We start from the raw sequence: 19,177 nt of genomic DNA, 5'->3' as shown, positions 1-19,177 counted from the left end.
GGTGTTGACCAGAACGAAAATAGAAAGGGCCACCCCGTGGTGGCCCTGGTCTAGTGCTTAATTTCCTTGAGGAAACTGGAGCGGGTGAAGCGATTCGAACGCTCGACCCCAACCTTGGCAAGGTTGGTTGAAGGTTGAGGCAGCCCTCATTCACGACGCGTGGCCCCGACGAGAGGTCAGAAAAGGCAAATATGTGAGTCCGGCGGAGTGCAGGGTTTGCGAACGTGCCACAGGCTCGAACGAGCTACATCAGGGCGCTTAGCGGACTTCAATTTTGGGGGTCGGCGGCCGCGCCTCGGTAAAAACTTGCCGCCTAGACGCCTGCTGCCTCCCCCATCCGCACCAGATGCTCTAAGCAGGTCTGTTCAGCGCATTTTTGGAGTTCCGCAGTTTGTTCGCCTAACCAGATAAGTGCCTCTTCGCTAATCTCGTAGTGCTTTGAATAACGGGCCTTCACATAGGCTTCGTTCAGCGTGTTGAACCAAGCACGATGGCGCTGCTGATCGCGTGGCCAGGCCTCTGACAATCTTCGATCCTGGTCCTCCGCCAGGGCTCGCAGAAACGTAAGCTTGTGCGACGGTGGACTGTAATTCGTAAGCACCAGCAACAGTGTTGAGTAAGTGTGTTCGATAGCTTGGTGAAGTTGAAACGCCGCTTCTTTCTGTCGATCCTGCTTCAGAACATACAGGAAGGTGTCGAGGAAACCTTTCGCTCCAGGAAGTCGGCTTTCGAGATGTTCTTTGGCTGTCTCATACGCCGCTCTCGGCGTAAGTGGTTTTGGTTCAGCCAGAGGCTCTTCATCGAGTTCGTAGAGGACGACGCCCTCCCGGCGGATGTCCGTGAAAAAATACTGCCCCTGTCGCAGCGCCGTGTTCACGAAGCGGCGGCTGTGGACGATGAAGCTGGTCGGCGTCTTGATGGCGCGGTCGCGCTCCAGCCGGTCCTTGGCCTTGTACCAGTAGGCGAAGTCGGACAGCTTGTTGTTGTTGACGATCACCAACAGATCGAAATCGCTGCGATACCCCTTCATCGTCAGCGGCTCATCGACCCAGTCGCCGCGGGCATAGGAGCCGAACAGGATGATCTTCAGGATGCGGCCGCTCTTCTTCCATTCGGCGGTGCTCTCCGCCAGCGCGTCCTCGAACTCGGCATGCAGGATCTCGACCACGCGGGCGAGCTCCTCCTGCTTGTGCTCCGGCAAGTGGTCGATGCTGGTTTTCATCCTGGTCTGTTCATGGTTTGGTGAATGCTGGCGCGCGGCGACGCGTTGGTTATAGCAGGCTTCGTCATATCGAAAAGACTATGGCGCGGGCATCGGATCACCAGAATCTAGCATGAGAAAATGCCCTTCGCCAAGTCTATGTGGTACGATTGAGTGAGAGTTTGAGGCCGGTTCGCAAGCTTCTGACGTCGAAGCGGCGAACACGGGCATGAGCTTTGATCCGGAGTTATTGCCATCGCCGACCCAATCTGCCATCCTGCCCCCCGGCACGCCGGATTCGATCTGCCAAACTGCTCTGTATCGCGGGCGAAAGACTGGGTGGCCTCATGAAGCCATTGATCGCCATCTGCTCGCAGGATGCCGACTTCTATCTTCTGCTGAGCCACATTCTTGAGGTCGACGGTTTTACTCCCATGCTTGCCGCCTCCATCGACGACGTGTTGGCGCTCGTCTGCGCAAAACCCATCGCGGCGGTGTTGCTGGACTGCAGGGCGGACAACCATTTGGCGGCACAAAGTGGCCGGCTCAAGCAGGATACCGCGGTGGGCGCCCTCCCGTGTGTGGCCCTGGTCCATGCGGGCGCGGAAGCGCAGCTCATCCAGCTCTTGCAGTCAGGGATTGACGAGTGTTTTGTCAGGCCTTTCGCGCCAGCCAAGCTGCTCCAGGACCTGCGCTCCCGGCTCGCCATCGGCCTGACGCCAGAGCCAGCGACGCAGGATGGCCGACCCCTTGCTTACGCCGATGTCGAAATGCGGCTCGATACCCATCGCGTTTCCTGCGCCGGCAAGGAGATCGCGCTCGGGCCGATCGAGTTCAAGTTGCTGCGCCACATGCTGGAGAACCCGGAGAGGGTGCTCAGCCGTGCCGAATTGATCGGCGCTGCCTGGGCGCGCAACCGCGGCGTCGGCGCGCGCACGGTCGATGTCCACATCTCCCAGCTGCGAAAGCAGCTTAGCCAATGTTCTGGGGACGCCGCTATCCGAACCGTCAGGCTCGCCGGATACGCGCTGGCACGCAGTCCGTCCTGATCATCCCAGCAGCTTCCAAATCCCGGCTGATGCGCCGCCTGTAACCCCGATATCTTTGGAGTGATCGCCGTGTTCCTTTATCGGTTAGGCTTAATGCTCTTAACATACTAGACAAACAAGGTGTAACGTATATAGCACAAAAGCTTAGTTTGTTTGTTGTTGCGCGCCGGCGCCTAAAATGAAAGTCTCTGGCAGAGTTTACATCAGGATAATCTAATACGTTGTTCTTAGGGGTCGTCTCATGCTGGACGGAGCTGGAATTGGCGTGGCCTTCGGCCACCACGGCGAATTGGTTCAGGGCCTGTTCGAGGACGACGGCGCTCGGCTGCGGCGCGCGCTGGTCTCGCTCCCCTGTCGTCAGCTGCAATCGAGGGCCAGGTTCAGCGCAGGCGACGGCGATCTCGTGGCTGTGACGCCGGAATCGTGCGACAAAGCCAGGCGCGCCGCGGAATTGACCATCGCAAGGTTTGGCCAAAGGGGCACCGGCGGGAATCTCGCCATAGACAGCAACGTCCCGGTCGGCCGCGGCATGGGATCGTCCACGGCCGACGTGCTTGCGAGCATCCAGGCTGTGCTGGGGTGGCTGGAGATCGAGGCGGCGTCGGACGAGGTCATGCGCATCGCGGTCAGCGCCGAGACGGCCTGTGACTCCACCCTCTTCAAACAACAGGCGGTGCTGTTCGCCCATCGTGACGGGATCGTCTTGGAAGCTTTCCGCAGACCTCTGCCTCCTGTCGATCTGATCAGCGTCGACACAACGCCGGATGTGACCGTCGACACACTCGAATACCAGCCGGCGCGCTACGATGCCTCGGAAATCGAGACCTTCCGGCCGCTGCGCAGCCTGCTGCGCACGGCCATCAAGCATGCGGATATCCGCATGCTTGGCCGAGTTGCGACGGCAAGCGCGCGCATCAACGAGCGCTTCCTGCCAAAGCCCGGTCTGGACGAGATCGAAGCCATCGGCTGCCGTTTCGATGCTGTCGGCATCCAGGTCGCCCATAGCGGCACGGTCGTCGGACTGATGTTCGATGGGCTCGATCCAAAAGCCTCGGCAAACATCGATGGCGCGGCGGACGCTTTGAGAGGGTCTGGTTTCGACCCGGCAATCTTCCGTCACTGACCACTTTGGGGCGCGGGGAGAAGCATGATGTCTGTCCACATGTTGATGCGCAGGCTGGAAGAATTCGAGGGTCCTCGCCTCGTTCCGCTCAGCGCCACTCTCTTCAGCGCCTCTTTCTTCCTGATGAAGCTTCTACCGGCTCGCTTCATGCTCGAACGCGCCGTCGAACAGGGACGGTTGAGACCGGGAGGGATAATCTGCGAATCCTCGTCTGGAACCTTTGGCCTTGCCCTCGCCATGCTGGCGGTACAGCACGGCTACAGGTTGATCCTGGTCAGCGACTGGGCGCTCGATCGCCATCTTCATCGGCGCCTTATCGAACTCGGCGCCGAGGTGGCGATCGTCGACAGCCCAGCGCCTGCGGGCGGGCTGCAGCAAGCGCGCCTCGATCGTCTGCACGAGTATCTGCGCGATATTCCCGGCAGCTACTGGCCCTCGCAGTACGACAATCGCGACAACGCGCTCTCCTACGGCAAGGTCGCCGAAAAGTTGATCGACAGGGTCGGCAAGGTGGACTGCCTGGTCGGCCCGGTCGGATCGGGTGGTTCGATGAGCGGCACATCGCATTACCTGCGCACGCTGTTTCCCGATCTGCATGCGATAGGCGTCGATACGCCCGGCAGCGTGCTGTTTGGCCAGCCGAGTGGTAGGCTCAACCTGAGCGGTCTGGGCGGCAACATCCTTCCCGCCAATGTCGATCACAGCCAGTTCGACGAGGTCCACTGGCTGACGCCAGTGGAGGTCTTCCAAGCCACCCATCAGCTTCATCGCCAGCACGGGCTTTTCATGGGCCCGACCAGTGGCGCCGCTTACAGGGTTGCCCAATGGTGGTCTCACAACAATCCCGACAAGAAGGTGGTCGTGCTCTTTCCAGACGAGGGCCACCGCTATGTCGAGACTGTCTACGACCAGCAATGGCTTGCAACGATTGCTGGCTGGCCGAGTCCACTGCCTGCCTTCCCGGTCACTGTCGGCGCGCCGAGCGAGCCGATGTCAGCATGGTCCCGCTTCTCCTGGAGGCGCAGAACGCTGCAACAAGTCCTGGCGCGGGCCGATGATGGGCTTAACCTGGGCGGCGGACAAAGCAATGGATTTTGAGGCTTTCGTGCGCCGATGATGCAATGGCCGGGGTGTGGTGGGCGCCCCACATGCCATGCCGGTCCGCCACCTCTTCCGGGTCTCGCCGGCCTGTTTGCGGCCGCAAGCTGCGCAATCCTGTGATGCAACGGCGCCCTGGTAGCCCCATCGACGCGCCCAGCGACGATGATCGCCGGCTGACCGGGCCATGTGAAGCGAGGACAAAGCCATGAGATCGCCATCGACATCCGGCGCGACGACAACTGGGAAGGTGCGGGCCACGTCGATCGTGTCGCGCCTGGACGGGATCAGCCTGCAGCGCGTGGCGCTCTGCGATCGGGCTGCCATCAAGACGTTGCTGCTCGATCCTGAGCAGGAACAGTTCGCCGGCGACGTGGATGTGGTCTTTGACGGACTGCAAAACAGCCGCTATCCGCAGTTTGAGCACCCCCTAGCCATTGTCGCCGCCGACAAGACGGTCGGCTTCTTCATTCTTCGCGAGAGACTTGCATTGCCCCTGTGGGCGCCAAACGACGCGGTCACATTGCACAGTTTCCGCGTTTGTCGCACCTTGCAAGGTAGGGGTTACGGCCGCGCCGGAGTGGATCTGGCGATCTCGTGGCTGCGGCGGAAGCGCCCCGGGGTCAAGCGGCTGATGCTTGCCGTCAACATCCGCAATGCCGCGGCGAAATCGGCCTATCTCAATGCGGGTTTCAGCGACACTGGTCAAATCTTCCACGGCCCAATCGGCGATCAAACCATTCTGACGGTAAGGATTCCGCGCGGCTGCGGCTGAGCGTCGCCGCGAGTGCGGGCTTTCCATTTTGGCAACGCCGGGACCTGCCTGATATGGTCATCGAGAAGACTCAACGCGCCATTCTCGATACGATCGCGGCTCTCCTCGGCGGCGCGTGCCGACCGAGAATGCGCGGCTGTCGCGCATTGCCGCCAGAGCCTGTTTTGGAGCAGGTGCGGCACATGCCTGGTTCGCCGAGGCCGGGCTGCATCCGCTCGGCGCCCTGTTTGCCAATTGCGCTGCGGCGAGTTCGCTCGACGTCGATGACGGCCATTGTCTTGCGGCGGGTCACCCGGGTGCTGCCATCGTCCCGGCCGTGCTGATGGAAGCGGCAAGGCTGGGCAGCGATGGTCGTGATGTGCTCACCGCGACCGCGCTAGGCTATGATGTTGCCCTGCGCATCGCCGCCGCCCGCCGCTTCACCGATACGATGAGCTTTGCCAGCGGCCAATGGACTGGCTTCGGCGTCGCGGCCGCCATCGGATGGCTGCGCGGTATGCAAGTCGACCAGCTCGCCCATGCACTCGCGATAGCCGGCGCCGAAGCGCCGCAAAACCTGCCGCAAGGCGATTGCCAGGCAAGCTCCGTCAAGGGCAGCAGCCCGTGGTCGACGGTCTCGGCGGTCTTCGCCGCCGGCCGGGCCGAGGCTGGCATGAGCGGCTCGATCGATTTGCTGGACCGGGCCCACGCCTATGATGTCGGCGCCCTAACCGCCGACCTTGGCAGCCGCTGGCTTATCGCCGAGACCTACCTCAAACCCTACGCCGCCTGCCGCTATACGCACCCGGTCATCGATGCCGTGCTCGCGCTCGTTGCGGATCGTGATCCAGGGCTGCCGATCGACCGCCTCGTCGTGGAGATCTTTCCAGAAGCGCGGAAACTGCCCAACGAAATCGCACCGAAGTCGCTCGAAGGCGGACAGTTTTCAGTGCCTTTTGCCGCGGCATTGGCCGCACTGCGCGGCGCGGCCGCCTTCCGCCCCTTGCGTCCTTGCTCGCTCATGGATCCGGAGGTGGTGGCGCTCGCGGCGAAAGTCGAAATCCGCTACCCCCACGACCTGGCCGGGATTTTTCCGCGGCGCACGCCAGCGCGAGTGACCATGGTTGCTGGAGCGCGCGAGCGCGTCATTGACGTGCCCCTACCGCTTGGCGACGCCAACAACCCGATGGATGACTTGGCCGTAGGCGAAAAGCTGCACGACCTCGGCCGCGACATCCTTTCGCGTGCCGAGCTCGATCAACTCATCCGGTCCGTGGGTTTGCTCAAGCAGGGAGAGATCGCTCCGTTGCTCATTTGCCTGGCGGCTCAACCAAGCGCCGAACAATGAACGCCCTGCCGCTTATGCATTCGCTTTCCGCTTCGCCCGCGCCGGTTTGGGCGGGGCGGCTTTGCGGCCGAGCCCGATCGATTTCGCCAAGGCGGACCGTTGGGCGGCATAGCTTGGCGCGACCATCGGATAGTCCTTGGCCAAGCCCCATTTGGCCCTGTATTCATCGGGCGTCATGCCAAGCAGACCCAAATGACGCTTCATCGACCTGAATTTTCGGCCGTCCTCCAAACTGACGATGTAGTCGGGAAAGACAGACTTCTTTGGGTTCACAGCAGCGACCGGCGCTGGTTTGGCGGCGATCTCCGGCTGCTCCAGCTTCAACAGCGCGGCATGCACGCTGGCAATCAGATCAGGCAAGCCTGCGGTCGGAACCGGATTGTTCTGGACATATGCGGCCACGATCTCGGCCGTCAAACCTATCGGGTCAAAGCTCTCGGTATTGGTCAATTGTAACTCCTGTATTGTCCCCTCGACTTCCCTATTGCGGAATTCGAGGATGCGCAACGACCGGACTTCTGATGGTATGGATCAGCAATGAAATGCGCTGCACGGGGATTCGAGACTTCCGCCTGGCAGTCAGACGAACAAACCTGCCGGCGCATATCGACATTCCAGGTGCCAAAGGCTCCGCGCCGGGGTCGACTTGTGATCTGGGCCTCGACTAAGCGGCGTGCCGGCGGCATGCCCGCTCGATGCATAGCCCCGCGAGGCAGCGGAGACCCAGCCTAGCGAAGCCCGGCGCTTAGCTCGCAGGCGCCTGCGAAGTTGGGAGCAGCTTTGATTTCAGCGAGCCGCTGTCTCAGGTAGGTACTCAAGCCCACCTCGCCGCGCTAAACATACCAAAGCCCGCCACTGAGGGGACAGTGGCGGGCTTTGTTTGAAAGCTGTTCGACCAACTCTCCGCCGCTCCTGTCCGGGGGGTGTCGAGGGGCGCCACCGAATGAACTTGGGCCGATACAATCGGTTCCCGCCGCAAGCAAAAAAGCCCGCCGGCGTGATCCAGCGGGCAGGTGGTGAAAGGCAGATGCTCCGGTTAGTCGATCGCGCCTGAGACGGTGATCGGCGAAGAAGTCGCGGCCGCAGCATCGGACCAACGTTCACGCTTGGTCGGGATGGGTCTCTGGTAGGTTTTCATCGTCGCGCAGCTCACGCGCCGCCCTTGGTTGGGCCGGATACGATGACCAACTGGGCTGCGATGCTGCCCAAGCGCTCGCGCTTCTCCAGTTCTGGCCATTTGTATGTCTTCTTCCATAGTGGTGCTCATCACGCCTGCGGCGTTGCTGGTAGCAACGACGTTGAAGCCGGCGTTGGTCAGCGCGAAATCGAGGTCAAGCAATATGACAGGCTCGTCTTCGACCACTAGGACTTTGCCGTCATGCATCATGGACCATCCATTATACGTTGGCCGCCCTAACGATGAGAGGATGGCTTAGCTCCGGCCCTGTTTGGGAGATCCCACCAGCGGCAAGTGCGGGCAGGATGATGCACAACGGGCCGGCGTCATGTCGGCTTGTCCAGCGGCGCCCTTCTGGTTGGCGGCTTGTAAGCGCTCACCAGCCTGACGACAGCGGCGTCGACTGTGACTGGAGCGCCCAGGTTCACCGTCACGCTGTTTTCGTCGATGTGGATGACGTTGCCAATCAACTCGATATGCTGCCCCTTCTGTACCTTCGTTGTGTGGTCGATCACCGAGTGGGGTTGGCCATAGGAGGGGATGGAAACGCTCACCCGGTCCTCAGTGACCCGCTTGCGCACGGTGGCGGTGATTACGACCTCGTCGCCGATTTTGATGCCCTTTGCCATAACTATGACTCTGGAGCGGCCAATCATTTCGTCAAGCTACTGCTAATATATTGCGTTCGCAGCACCAGGGGTCCAGGCTGATCTCTGCGCGACAACAAACGCGTCGGCCGCCGGGGCGGCATGAGCTTTCTCTACCCCCACCAGGTGAGTATCCGCTCTGTCTCGGTTTACCGGAGCTACAAGTGCGCTCCTGGCCTCGCCCCGGAACGTTGTGGCCGAGAGCCATCTGCACCTCGGCCAGGAAGTTGCCCAGCTCCTCGTCCCGCGCCTTGGCGTGCACCGCAGCACCACCGCGGCGGCCTTCTGAATGGCCCACAGTGGGAAGACTGAGCAGATGTGCACCCAGGGGTTGAGCGCTACCTAGCTCGCGGTCGACCGGGAACCGGAGCTCCGAATGCTGGAGCGGCTGCTTTAGCCGTCCGGCCGGCTCCTTTCAGCGTCCAGCAGTTCCTCTTCGGTTATCAGACCGTTGATAAAACAGCTTGAGCAGGTGTGACGCGATGCGCTAGGCCTGCTGCGAGTCAAGGGGCGTGCGGTTCTCGTGAATACAATACGGCACACGTGAGAGAGCATATCGATCTCGCAAGGCCCCAGCACTGACCAGGGTACAACATAACCTTCCTCCTCGAAAGCTACGAAACCCGGACAGTGCGACGGCCGTGTGAATGCCACACTTGATTTGGCTTCATCAAGGGCGGTGTCAGGCGCGGTCCGTGTGTACTCGGGACGTGTGGCTGTCGGCATGGCCGCGCTAGAAAGCCCTATCCTGTCTTCAAGGAGCAGCATCGCTCTGAGCTCAGGACGAGATTGGCCAGTACAAAACCGACCGCAAGCGGTAGTGTTGGACAATCAGGGTCAATTCATCGGCACGGGACATTAGGAGGACGGACGTGACCAATTCCACAGGGAGTTCTTTGGGCGTCGCTGTCATTACCGGCGCATCCTCAGGAATCGGCAAAGCTTTTGCCGAGCGCCTGGCCAGCGACGGCTACGACATCGTGCTCGTCGCCCGCCGACGGGACCGGCTCGAGTCGGTAGCCCGCGAGATCAAGGCCGCTGGCGCCTCCGCGGAAATCATCGTCGCCGATCTGGCGCAGTCGCATGGCCTCGACATGGTGGAGCAGCGAATCCAGGCCGGGGACGTGTCGCTACTCGTCAACAGTGCCGGGTTCCAGACTTACATGCCCTTCGTCGACCTGTCGATCGACCGCGCCCAGGAAGAGGTTGCGGTGCAGGTAACTGCGGTCATGCGTCTGTCGCATGCGGCACTTCCTGCGATGATTGCGCGCGGCGAAGGCGCCATCATCAATGTCTCTTCCCTGCTCTGCTTCAGTGGAAGCTTGAAATCCCCGTTCATGCCGAAGCGCTCGGTTTATGCCGCCACCAAAGCCTTCATCACGATGTTCAGCGAGCTTCTCGCGGCTGAACTGCAGGGCAAAGGTATTCTCGTCCAGGCGCTTTGTCCCGCCGTCGTCAGGACAGAATTCCATGATATCGACGGCAAGCCGGTCCTCAGGCCCAATGTGCCGGTGATGGAGCCGGGTGACGTCGTCAACGCATCCTTGGCTGGCCTGCGGCAGGGTGACACGATCTGTATCCCGGCACTGGAGCAAGTGGGTAAGCTCTCCGCTGTCGGGGACGCAAATCGCGCCCTGTTCGATGCCGGTCGCGGGGCTGAACTAGCGCCTCGATATCGCTAATGCCAGGCGACAGGTTGGCTGACGTGTCAGCCCCTTCCTTGGGCTCATGGTCGGTTCCCAGGTCCGAGCGTCCCCAACGCGGACGGGCACCGGTTTGCCGCGCCAAGCGCGGCGAAACTCCGGCGCCAACCTCTAGCGTATATTGGTACTGACCGCCAATGGCCGTTCTGGGCCCGTTCTGTCCCACTTGAGCACCAGAGCCCGGTGGAAGTGCCGCCAGCCGCCGACGCGGCCGTTCACCCACAGGGTGCTCAGCTTGCGCTGTGAACGGGCGAGATAGGCGCAAGCCGCCGTTCGGCGCGGAACACCAAATGCGGCCCAGACGAGACAGCCCGATCGGCTGCGGGCAGGCTGAAGATGATCATCGCCGTTGCTGGTCTAGCGCGTTCTGCATAAGGCGGAAATGCCCTGATGTGACCGCAAGCCGCAACGAAGCTCTGCTAGACTAGTCTGTAGAGGCAATGGCGTTGGGAAAAGCGCGATATTCTGAAGCGCCGCTCGAAGTGCCGACCAGCACGACCGCGGCTTCCCGCCCGACCGTGCGCTGCGCGACCAACTTTCGCAAGCCGGTCAAGGCTGCCGCGCTCGACAGTTCGAGATAAAGACCGTAGCGCGCCAGCCGCGCTTGGTCGTCGTAGGTCGGTTCCTCCTCAACGGCAACTGCCGATCCCCCGCACGCGGCAATCGCCTCAACGGCCTGGTAGGTGACCGTCGATCCGCCGATCGACGTCAAAGCCGAATGACCTTCGAAGTGGCCGCGGTAATCGGCGCCCGCAAGTACTCTTGATATGCGTGCGAAGGGCTCGACGGCATGGATGCGGGGCGGCTCGCCGCTGAGACCGGACCTTTGCAGATCGCGGTAGCCGCGCGCGATGCCCCAAAGCAGATCCGCCCGCGATGTCGGAACGACAACGTCGCTGCATGCCTGGGCGCCAAGCTGAAGAAACAGCTCGAAAGCAAGCGATCTGTAGCCATCCACCCCGAACGGATTGCTGCCTACTGCCGGAACAATGAAGTTGGTGGCCGGATACCAGTCGCCGGCGCGGACGCGATCGGCGAGCACCTGCCAGCGGCGTTGCGGTGTTTGCGCGGCCAGCAAGGTCGCGCCGTGCATTTCGATCGCTCGCCGCCAGTTCGGGTTCATCTCAGGCGTGGTGACGATCACGCAGTCGAGCCCCGCCTGAGCCGCGTAGGCGGCAAGTGACACGCCGGCATTGCCGCTGGAGGCGGCGGCAACCGTCGAGGCGCCGCTCTGCAACGCGCGCTGGACGACAAACCGGCTCATGCGGTCTTTGTGCGACCCGGTTGGATTGGTGCCCTCGTTCTTGACATGGAGCGCGCGGACGCCGACCTCATGTGCAAGCTCGTCCATCCCCACCAGAGGTGTGTTGCCCTCACCCAAGGTCGGACAGGACGGGTAGACCTGCCATTCAGAAGGCCGCTCGAGGCAGCAGGGGAATTCCTCATACTCTATCGCCAGGCTTGCCGGCATGTTCTGTTCAAGACAGGCCGGGCAACCTTCGAAGTAATCCGCCACGGCAAACACGGCGTGGCAGCGAATACAGCGCATCCCACTCACGCGCGGATTGAGCCGAGGCTCCGAGCTAAGCATGTGCCAGCCGATTTGGTCGGGCGTCCAGGTCGGCCATCACCTTGAACAGGCAGTCGCCGGGCTCGGTAAGCGATGGCGCCCTGCGGCACGCGACGAGTCCGGAGCTTTCGAAGAGCAGCGTTTCGGGTTCGCGCGTCGGCAGGTCGGGAAAGTGAATGTGGCCGGCAAGCTGGCCGCCGACCACCTCATCGCAGATATCGGCGGCCGGCTCGAAGATACCGCGCTCGCGGGCGTAGACGAAGGCGCTATGGCCTTTGACGGTCATGACCCGCGTCGGCGGAGCCGGTTGGACGACGACCTCGCGCAAGATTCCGTGGCCTTTCAGCAGGCGCTTCAATCCAGATTCGGCGAGCGCCAGACCTTCTTTGGACAAGGTCGCACCGCCGCCAAGCTCGGTGGTTAGAACCAGCGCGCCCCTGTCCTGCGCCGCCGCCGCCAGGGTGGTCAGTCCGCCACCCCCTGTGCCATCGCTGACAAAGCTTATGGGGGCGCCAAACAGCCGCAATAGACGCAGCAGTTGTTCATGTTCCTCGGCGGTCCGCCCCGGCCGCACGAGCGCGCTCGGCACATAATCGAGTGAGCGCCCTCCAGAGTGAAGATCAACGACGATGTCGGCCATCGGGATCAACACCTCGCACACGTAATGGGCGATCATCTGGGTGGGCGAACCGGCGGCATCGCCGGGAAACGTACGATTGAGATTGCCTTGGTCGAGCGGCGATACCCGGCGGCCGGCGGCGACGGCGGGAAAGTTAAGCGCCGGAAGGATGATCAGCCGCCCCGAAACCTGGTCACGGCGGATCTCGCGGGCGAGCTTGCAAAGGGCGATCTGGCCCTCATACTCGTCGCCATGATTGCCAGCGATGAGCAGCGCCGTTGGACCGCCGCTATTTTTAATGCAGACCAGCGGTATGGGTACGAAACCGTAAGCGGACAGGTCGGTCGAATGCGGCAGCCTCAGACAGTCCGACTGCTTGCCGTCGGCCTCGTAGTCAACCGGGGTCCAGATCCGTGTCTCAGCGGCCATGTCTACCTTCTCCATTCAGCGAAGCATCTCGTCCAGGAAAAGCCGCGTCCGCTCCTGGCTTGGCGCGGTGAAGAAGGTTGTCGGGGACGCGAGCTCGACAATGCGTCCCTGGTCCATGAAAACGATCTGGTCGGCGACCTCGCGGGCAAAGCCCATTTCATGGGTGACGCAAAGCATGGTGGTGCCGTCCCTGGCGAGGTCGGTCATGACGTCGAGCACCTCCTTGACCATCTCCGGATCAAGCGAAGAGGTCGGCTCATCGAACAGCATGATCTTGGGATTCAGGCACAGCGCGCGAGCGATCGCGACGCGCTGCTGCTGGCCGCCGGACAGCTGGCTGGGATATTTGTGTGCCTGGTCGGCAACCCTCACCCGTTCGAGATGGTGAAGCGCCATGCCTGCGGCGCCGGTCTTCGATTGGCCGAGCACGCGCTTCAGAGCAAGGGTGCAATTGGCCATCACCGTTAAATGCGGAAACAGGTTGAACTGCTGAAACACCATGCCAATCCCGCGCCGCAGTCTCCGCAATTGCCTGTGGTCTCGACTGAGATCCACGCCACCAACCCGAACCGCGCCTTTCTGAAAGGTCTCCAGGCCATTCAGGCATCTGACGAGCGTCGATTTTCCCGATCCGGAGGGACCGCAAATCACAATCCGCGCGCCCTGCGCCGCAACGAGATCGACGTCCTTCAGAGCGTGAAAGCTGCCGAACCATTTGTTGAGCGCTACCGTCTCCAGCGCTGGCGGCTGGGCGGATTTTGGCGCGCCAGCTGCCTGCCCGATATCGGTGGTTTGGGAGCTGCCCTGTCGCATGAGCTCATTCATCTTCTAGTCGGCCCAAGCAGCTGGCGTTCAATCCGGCCGACCAGCCATGCGACCGCGAGCGCGAGGAGAAGGAAGGCAATGCCGGCCACAGTCAGCGGTTCGGCATAGCGGTAGGTGTCCGAGGCGATATCCAACGCCTTGCCCAGCATCTCCGGTACGGCGATGACGGCGAGGTAGGGCGTAGCCTTCAGGATCGAGACAAAGTAGCTGCCGACCGGGGCCGCGACGTTGCGCAACATCTGGGGAGCCAGGATGAATACCACGATGTCAGTCTGGCTCAGTCCCAGCGCCTTGGCGGCTTCGGCCTGGCCTGCAGGAATAGCGTCGATGCCCGCCTTGAATACCTCGGCGAGATAGCCGCTGAAATAGACGCTCAGTGCCAGTGTGCCGACCAACAGCGCCGGCAGCGTGATCCCGTAGTGCGGCAGCACGAAATAGAGAAAATAGAGCCATGCCAGCACCGGCGTGGACCGGATGAAGTCGATCATGAAGCGCACCACATAGCCGGCAATGGACGCCGCCCGCCTGGTGATCTCGAGGCAGAAGCCCAGCGCCGACGCTCCCGCGCAACTCGCCAGCGCCACGCCGATCGTGGTTGCTATGACGCTGAGGATGGTGGGGACGGTCGAGAGGGCGAATTCGAGATCAAAGGTCACTGGATAACCTCGTTGCCACGCCGATGCGCTGCTCGACCCATCGGCCAAATAGCGCGACTGGGTAACAGACTACGAAATAGGCGAGCAGAAGCGATGTGTAGACGCCGACGGGATTGTATTGGAGCTCGGCGATCTCCTTTGCCCGAAAGGTCATGTCCGTCAGCGTAACGAGGGAAACGAGCGCCGTTCCTTTAACCAGCTGGATGAACTGGTTGATGAAGGTCGGTGCCATCCTGGTCAACGCTTGAGGGAGTTCGATCAATACAAGGATGTGGCGTCGCGGCAGGCCGAGGGCCGCGGCAGCTTCCATCTGCCCCCGGTCTAGCGACTGAAGTCCGCCTCTGACGGCCTGGCTGGCGTATCCTCCCGCATTGAGCCCCAGCACCATGGCGCTGACAATAGTCGCTGGCATTTGGATACCAATGATAGGGAGCGCATAATAAAAGACGAACAGCAGTATGATGACTGCGGAACTGCGCCAGAATTCGATGATGGCGCTGACGGCGATGCGAGCGATGCCGCGTGTCAGATACTGCGCCACGCCGAAGATCAAGGCGAAGGGCACGGCAAACAGCAGGCCCAGTAGGGTTACCGTTGCCGTGGTCCGGAAGCCGGCGAAAATTCCGACCAATATCTCAACGATAGTCACGCCTGCACATCCCTGATCCTGCCGCTCCGTGCTCCGAGAGCCTGACCGTCCGCGCTGATGCCGCGACGTGTCTTGCCGCCGATCCCCGGGGCGTCCGGTCAGCCCTGCCCCGCGCAAACCTGCTCACTGGTCAGATCCGGTGCTGCCTCCTCATGGCTGAAGCCGTTCTTGGCCATGATGTGGGCCAGGGTTCCGTCGCTCTTCAAGAGTTTGAGACGGGAATTATACATGTCACGAAGGTCGCCATCCTCCTTGCGGAAGGCAATAGCTGAATAGCCGAAGCGTTCCTTGCCGTTCTCCTGCAGGCCTTGGAACGGCAATGCGCGTTCGATGCCGTTGACATTTGGGTCGGACAAGATGCGAGCCACCGTCGGCGCTGAAAATGCGGCGACGTCGATCCTGCCTGTGAGCAGAGCCGAGACATTCGACTGTATGTCGGGAAACAGCAGCATCGTGCTTTCGGGGACACCGGCGGCCGCAGCATTCTTGGCCGTCACGCTGCCTCGCCCAATCCCAAACCTTATCTGAGGATTTGCTGCGATCTGAGCATAGCTGTGGACGTTCTTCGGATTGCCCTTGGCGACCAGGGCGGCGTCGGCGATCTTCAGATCGGGGTCGCTGAAGGCGACGAGCTCACATCGTTGCGGCGTGATGGCGAGTCCGGCCGCGATGGCATCGAACCGCTGCGCCGTCAGGCCGGGAATAAGGGCGCCGAACTCGGTGACCACGATTTCCACCCGATCGACGCCGAGGCCTTTGAACGCAGCTTTGATCAGGTCGGGGTGAAAGCCTTCCGGCTCGCCGTCGGCACCGCGGTATCCCCACGGCGCGCCATTCGAAATGCCGATCACGATCTTGCCCTCGCGCAAGACCCGCTCACCTGTCGTTTCAGCCCTGAGGCTGTTCGCGCCTGCAACGAGAATAGCGCAGGCCGCCGTAGCAGCAGTTGCCATTTTCCTGAGCAGTCCGACCGTGTTGGGCATGCGGTGTTCTCCACGTCAACGTCGAGGTTATCAGGTAGACCAGGTATATCAGGTATGTCAAGATCAGGTGAAGGATAAGTTTTATTTTTGTTAAATCCGCGTTCGGCGCTCCGGCCTGCGTGGGGATGGACATCGCCTTATCGTTGCGCTAGGTATTCCTAGTATACCTTGCGAGGGCGAGAATGGCCGGACAGATCGGGACTGCTCTTCATGAAACCGTACGGCAGGAGATCACGCGCCGGGTGCGGGATGCGCAATACGGTGCCGGTCAGCCGCTGCCTTCCGCCGCAGCGCTGGCCGAGGACTTTGGCGTCAGCGCAATCACCATCAAGCGGGCGCTGCGGGATCTTCAGTCGGCCGGAATCCTGCGGTCGGTACCCGGGTTGGGGACCTTTGTCCGGGAGCAGCGACGGTTCATTCGCGATCTCGATTTTTCTCTTACCTCCTATGACAACGCCCTGCGGCTCGGCCTTAAGCCGTCCATTCAGCTCATCTCGTTGACGCGCGAAAAAATACAAGACCCAGCCTTCGACGTGCTTGAGCCGCCCACTGGATTGATGCTGTGCGTGCGCAAAGTGATCTTAGCCGACGACACACCAATCATGTACGACACATCCTATCTGCCTCACCCGGTGAGCGATCAGATGCTTGAGGAGTTCAGGGACAAATTCATCGGCGATGTCCTGCGCGAGCACGGCACGCGCTTCACCAAGACCAAGCTGCTGATCGATGCCGCGCCGGCCTCGAATGAAGCACAGCAGACGTTCGCGCTTCCGAACGGATATCCGACCCTTCGTCGCCTCTACAGGCTGAGCACCACCGAAAGGTCTGTTTCGGTGTTCGGCATAACCGAATCTCCGTTCGACCGGCTGGCTTGCGTGGTCGAAATCGACGCCGATCACGCAACCCCCAAGCGGCGGACGAGAACCGACCCGGCGTCCGGCTGACGCGACGAGCTTTAGATCAGGAGCAGGCAATCATGCTTCCAGTTTCACCCTCACCCGATGTTGCGGTGGCCGAGCTGACCAGGCGGCTTGCCGCGGTGCGACGCGAGATGGCAGACGAAGATATTGACGCGCTGGTCCTCACCGACCAGAAGAATGTCGAATACTTCACCGACTACAGGACCTTGTCCTGGGGCTATCACTCGCGCCCCTTGTTCCTGGTGATAGACCATCAGGATGTCCGCGTCATCGCCAACAGGATCGAGACCAGAAATCTCGAAGCGCGGCACCGACCCTTCGCGATCGTGTACTACGCGGGGTATCTGGCCGAAGGCGCGCAAACCATCGTCGAAGCGGTCCGAACCGGCGACCTGGCCGCCACTGCACGGGTCGCGGTTGACTATGGACAGGACATGGCCGGTCGCGGTTCGCTGGAGATCGTCGACGGCTTGAGGGCGCGCGGGCACAGGCTTGAGAGCGCGGTCGATATGCTGTGGCGAACGCGCATGATCAAATCGCCGTTCGAAGCGGATCTAAAGCGCGTTTCCTTCGAGATCGTCAATGCAGCTTTCGACGATGCTGTTTCGCAGGCGCGTCTCGGCATTACCGAGGTCGAGCTTTCCCGGCAGATCCAGGCCCGCATCATCATGAACGGCGCCGACCGTGCCGATCCGATCGCCATGACATTCTGCAGGGGCGAGTTCAATTACGGCCGCCCGCCAGGCCTGCATCCCCTGCAGGCTGGCCAGTATGTGTGGACGGATTTTCGCTCGACCTATGGGGGCTACCCTGCCGACAGAAACCGCATCGCTCGCGGCGGGGCGCCGGAAAACTGGGAGATAGAGGCCTACGAACGAACGCGTGCGCTGACCGTGGCCCTTGCAACAAGCGTCAGGGCCGGGATGACGTGCGGGGATGTTTTCGGCGCCTTCGAGCAGCTTTGGTCTGACGCCGGCCTTCCGCCCGCCTATGGGCTTGTTTCACGTATCGGGCACGGTGGAGGTCTCGATGTCACAGAACCTCCGTCCATCTCCAAGGCCAATCCAGAAACGATAAGACCTGGCATGATCTTGCACCTGGAGCCCAAGCTGGAGATCAATGGCGCTGTCTTCCAGTTCGAAGAGGTCATCTATATCCGCGAGGCCGGGGTCCAGTTTTTGAGTGAGCTCTCTCCAGAGCAGTTGCCAATCATCAACTGAACTGAGTTGGCTGGCCCACAGATGTGCGGGACCAGCAAAGCACCCGCGTGCTGAGGAGCTGACTGTCGTCAGGCCAGCGACAGGAAAAAGGTCGAAGCCGGATGTTTTGCAACCCCGGTAGATGGTTGGGTAAACGGGTGCGCACGAGGGACCAGCAACCTACCGAGCGACCCGCCGAACGCGAGCGACGCCATGAAGCCACTGATCATCATATGCTCGGATCACGCGGAGTTCTATCTGATCCTGAGCCACATTCTTGCGGTGGACGGCTTTGAAAGCGCGTTAGCAACCAATGTCGACGAGATGCTCGAGTTGGCCGCCGAACTGTCCGTTCAGGCCTTGCTGTTGGACTGCCGGCCGGACAATCAGATGGCGGATAGCTGCGCCCGGCTTAGACAGGATGACAGGACCAGTACCCTTCCAGTCATCGCCTTGATTGCGCCCGGTGCGGAACCCCAACACATTGTGCTGCTGAAATCGGGAATCGATGAGAGTTTCATCAGACCGCTGGCGCCAGCCAAGCTGCTGGACTACCTGCGATCCAGGCTCGGAGCCGACCGGCGCTCGCGATTGCAACTGCAGAGCGCGCTATCGCTGAGCCATGGCGACATAGAAATGCAGATCGACACGCATCATGTACGCTGCAGCGGTCGGGAAATCGAGCTGGGGCCGATCGAGTTCAAGCTGCTGCGGCATATGCTTGAGCACCCGGGGAAGGTGCTCAGCCGTGAAGAACTGATCGGGGCTGCTTGGCCCAGCAATGTCTATGTCGGCCCGCGCACGGTCGACGTTCACATCAGTCGGCTAAGAAGATCGATCAAGCAGTCTCCTCACCACGACGTCATTCGCACCGTCAGACTGGGTGGATATGCGCTTGAAAGCCCAACAGGCTAGAGCGCTTCTTCCGTGCCTCAACGGCCGGGCGGCCGAACGGAACCCGAAGTAATGCGGCCGCGCGGTTGATGGCCAACCATAGAACCGTGTGTCGGCCGAAATCGAGAGTCCACCTTGTTGGGCGAGCGCGACTGCTCCGTTGCCTCCGGTATATTTTTGTCCCGCCAATCGGATTCGCTCCGCGCGCCTGCGGTCCCTCAGATATTTTGCGTCTCCCAATGGGTTCGGCAGGCCCAGGGCAGATTTTCCCAGCCTGGTGGCTCGCGCCTTCTGAGCCTGCGGCTCGAGAGCCTGGTGATGGCAACTTCC

19 protein-coding genes are annotated in these 19,177 nt (G+C 61.5%); 9 read left to right on the top strand and 10 right to left on the bottom strand.

Going from position 1 to position 19,177, the window contains the following annotated elements:
- Positions 1 to 313: 313 nt before the first annotated feature.
- On the bottom strand, positions 314 to 1,222 hold the full coding sequence (locus FJW04_RS19080) for a nucleotidyltransferase and HEPN domain-containing protein (RefSeq protein ID WP_140716022.1): 909 nt from the start codon (positions 1,220 to 1,222) through the stop codon (positions 314 to 316).
- Between the two features lie 335 nt (positions 1,223 to 1,557).
- Between FJW04_RS19080 and FJW04_RS19075 the strand changes: the two genes are divergently transcribed.
- From FJW04_RS19075 to FJW04_RS19055, 5 genes are all read left to right on the top strand, one after another.
- Complete coding sequence (locus FJW04_RS19075; RefSeq protein ID WP_181172989.1) at positions 1,558 to 2,250, top strand: response regulator transcription factor; 693 nt, start codon at positions 1,558 to 1,560, stop codon at positions 2,248 to 2,250.
- 241 nt (positions 2,251 to 2,491) lie between these two features.
- Positions 2,492 to 3,373 (top strand): GHMP kinase, encoded by an 882-nt coding sequence (locus FJW04_RS19070; protein ID WP_140716018.1) that lies wholly within the window; start codon positions 2,492 to 2,494, stop codon positions 3,371 to 3,373.
- A gap of 27 nt (positions 3,374 to 3,400) precedes the next feature.
- Positions 3,401 to 4,471: a pyridoxal-phosphate dependent enzyme gene (locus FJW04_RS19065; RefSeq protein WP_140716016.1), complete on the top strand. Its 1,071-nt coding sequence runs from the start codon at positions 3,401 to 3,403 to the stop codon at positions 4,469 to 4,471.
- A gap of 208 nt (positions 4,472 to 4,679) precedes the next feature.
- Entirely contained in the window at positions 4,680 to 5,246 is a 567-nt protein-coding gene (locus FJW04_RS19060) for a GNAT family N-acetyltransferase (protein WP_140716014.1), read from the top strand.
- A gap of 115 nt (positions 5,247 to 5,361) precedes the next feature.
- Complete coding sequence (locus tag FJW04_RS19055; protein ID WP_140716012.1) at positions 5,362 to 6,573, top strand: MmgE/PrpD family protein; 1,212 nt, start codon at positions 5,362 to 5,364, stop codon at positions 6,571 to 6,573.
- Between the two features lie 12 nt (positions 6,574 to 6,585).
- On the opposite strand, the gene FJW04_RS19050 is transcribed toward FJW04_RS19055, so the two are convergent.
- The 3 genes from FJW04_RS19050 to FJW04_RS19040 all read right to left on the bottom strand — a co-directional run bounded on the left by FJW04_RS19050 (position 6,586) and on the right by FJW04_RS19040 (position 8,379).
- Positions 6,586 to 7,023, bottom strand: coding sequence for a MucR family transcriptional regulator (locus FJW04_RS19050; protein ID WP_140716184.1), 438 nt, complete (start codon positions 7,021 to 7,023; stop codon positions 6,586 to 6,588).
- A 586-nt stretch (positions 7,024 to 7,609) separates the two neighbouring features.
- Positions 7,610 to 7,960 carry a hypothetical protein gene (locus FJW04_RS19045; protein WP_140716010.1) on the bottom strand — a complete coding sequence of 117 codons (351 nt, stop codon included), beginning with the start codon at positions 7,958 to 7,960 and terminating at the stop codon, positions 7,610 to 7,612.
- A 116-nt stretch (positions 7,961 to 8,076) separates the two neighbouring features.
- Complete coding sequence (locus FJW04_RS19040; RefSeq protein WP_140619981.1) at positions 8,077 to 8,379, bottom strand: hypothetical protein; 303 nt, start codon at positions 8,377 to 8,379, stop codon at positions 8,077 to 8,079.
- Between the two features lie 890 nt (positions 8,380 to 9,269).
- Here FJW04_RS19040 and FJW04_RS19035 point away from each other — a divergent pair.
- Positions 9,270 to 10,079: an SDR family NAD(P)-dependent oxidoreductase gene (locus FJW04_RS19035; RefSeq protein ID WP_181172988.1), complete on the top strand. Its 810-nt coding sequence runs from the start codon at positions 9,270 to 9,272 to the stop codon at positions 10,077 to 10,079.
- 445 nt (positions 10,080 to 10,524) lie between these two features.
- On the opposite strand, the gene FJW04_RS19030 is transcribed toward FJW04_RS19035, so the two are convergent.
- The 6 genes from FJW04_RS19030 to ehuB all read right to left on the bottom strand — a co-directional run bounded on the left by FJW04_RS19030 (position 10,525) and on the right by ehuB (position 15,831).
- Positions 10,525 to 11,691, bottom strand: a complete 1,167-nt coding sequence (locus tag FJW04_RS19030) for a pyridoxal-phosphate dependent enzyme (protein WP_140661246.1) — start codon at positions 11,689 to 11,691, stop codon at positions 10,525 to 10,527.
- Complete coding sequence (locus tag FJW04_RS19025; protein WP_140619987.1) at positions 11,684 to 12,718, bottom strand: succinylglutamate desuccinylase/aspartoacylase family protein; 1,035 nt, start codon at positions 12,716 to 12,718, stop codon at positions 11,684 to 11,686. Before FJW04_RS19025 ends, FJW04_RS19030 begins: the two co-directional genes overlap by 8 nt.
- Positions 12,719 to 12,733: 15 nt before the next feature.
- A complete protein-coding gene (locus tag FJW04_RS19020) occupies positions 12,734 to 13,531 on the bottom strand; it encodes an amino acid ABC transporter ATP-binding protein (protein ID WP_140716006.1) in 798 nt (265 codons plus the stop codon).
- A gap of 8 nt (positions 13,532 to 13,539) precedes the next feature.
- The gene (locus FJW04_RS19015; protein ID WP_140716004.1) at positions 13,540 to 14,199 is read right to left on the bottom strand and encodes an ABC transporter permease subunit; all 660 of its coding nucleotides are present in this window, start codon (positions 14,197 to 14,199) and stop codon (positions 13,540 to 13,542) included.
- Positions 14,189 to 14,848, bottom strand: coding sequence for an amino acid ABC transporter permease (locus tag FJW04_RS19010; protein WP_140619992.1), 660 nt, complete (start codon positions 14,846 to 14,848; stop codon positions 14,189 to 14,191). Before FJW04_RS19010 ends, FJW04_RS19015 begins: the two co-directional genes overlap by 11 nt.
- 98 nt (positions 14,849 to 14,946) lie before the next feature.
- Positions 14,947 to 15,831: an ectoine/hydroxyectoine ABC transporter substrate-binding protein EhuB gene (gene ehuB, locus FJW04_RS19005; protein ID WP_224643165.1), complete on the bottom strand. Its 885-nt coding sequence runs from the start codon at positions 15,829 to 15,831 to the stop codon at positions 14,947 to 14,949.
- Between the two features lie 182 nt (positions 15,832 to 16,013).
- Here ehuB and FJW04_RS19000 point away from each other — a divergent pair, with 182 nt between their 5' ends.
- The 3 genes from FJW04_RS19000 to FJW04_RS18990 all read left to right on the top strand — a co-directional run bounded on the left by FJW04_RS19000 (position 16,014) and on the right by FJW04_RS18990 (position 18,868).
- Entirely contained in the window at positions 16,014 to 16,778 is a 765-nt protein-coding gene (locus tag FJW04_RS19000; protein ID WP_140619994.1) for a GntR family transcriptional regulator, read from the top strand.
- 32 nt (positions 16,779 to 16,810) lie between these two features.
- Entirely contained in the window at positions 16,811 to 17,974 is a 1,164-nt protein-coding gene (locus FJW04_RS18995) for a M24 family metallopeptidase (RefSeq protein WP_140620123.1), read from the top strand.
- Positions 17,975 to 18,166: 192 nt separating this feature from the next.
- On the top strand, positions 18,167 to 18,868 hold the full coding sequence (locus tag FJW04_RS18990; RefSeq protein ID WP_140661243.1) for a response regulator transcription factor: 702 nt from the start codon (positions 18,167 to 18,169) through the stop codon (positions 18,866 to 18,868).
- The last annotated feature ends 309 nt before the right edge of the window (positions 18,869 to 19,177 follow it).

It is taken from the genome of Mesorhizobium sp. B2-7-3, assembly GCF_006440715.1.
Classification (GTDB): domain Bacteria; phylum Pseudomonadota; class Alphaproteobacteria; order Rhizobiales; family Rhizobiaceae; genus Mesorhizobium; species Mesorhizobium australicum.
The sequence above is the reverse complement of the archived record's forward strand: the minus strand, read 5'-3'. Positions and strand labels throughout refer to the sequence as shown.